This window comes from Vreelandella boliviensis LC1, from assembly GCF_000236035.1.
Taxonomy (GTDB): Bacteria; Pseudomonadota; Gammaproteobacteria; order Pseudomonadales; family Halomonadaceae; genus Vreelandella; species Vreelandella boliviensis.
Genome location: NZ_JH393257.1, coordinates 902582 through 903189, shown reverse-complemented (window position 1 = coordinate 903189; position 608 = coordinate 902582). Strand labels below are relative to the sequence as shown.

The window sequence follows — 608 nt, the reverse complement described above, 5'->3', positions numbered from 1 at the left end:
GCACTTTGTGGCGAAGTTAACGCGATAAGTCGACCGCCTGGGGAGTACGGCCGCAAGGTTAAAACTCAAATGAATTGACGGGGGCCCGCACAAGCGGTGGAGCATGTGGTTTAATTCGATGCAACGCGAAGAACCTTACCTACCCTTGACATCTACAGAAGCCGGAAGAGATTCTGGTGTGCCTTCGGGAACTGTAAGACAGGTGCTGCATGGCTGTCGTCAGCTCGTGTTGTGAAATGTTGGGTTAAGTCCCGTAACGAGCGCAACCCTTGTCCTTATTTGCCAGCGAGTAATGTCGGGAACTCTAAGGAGACTGCCGGTGACAAACCGGAGGAAGGTGGGGACGACGTCAAGTCATCATGGCCCTTACGGGTAGGGCTACACACGTGCTACAATGGCCGGTACAAAGGGCTGCGAGCTCGCGAGAGTTAGCGAATCCCTTAAAGCCGGTCTCAGTCCGGATCGGAGTCTGCAACTCGACTCCGTGAAGTCGGAATCGCTAGTAATCGTGAATCAGAATGTCACGGTGAATACGTTCCCGGGCCTTGTACACACCGCCCGTCACACCATGGGAGTGGACTGCACCAGAAGTGGTTAGCCTAACGCAA

The 608-nt window shown here is 54.3% G+C and carries 1 other annotated feature.

Going from position 1 to position 608, the window contains the following annotated elements:
• Positions 1-39: 39 nt before the first annotated feature.
• Positions 40-552: a sequence feature (16S ribosomal RNA rRNA prediction is too short), on the top strand.
• The last annotated feature ends 56 nt before the right edge of the window (positions 553-608 follow it).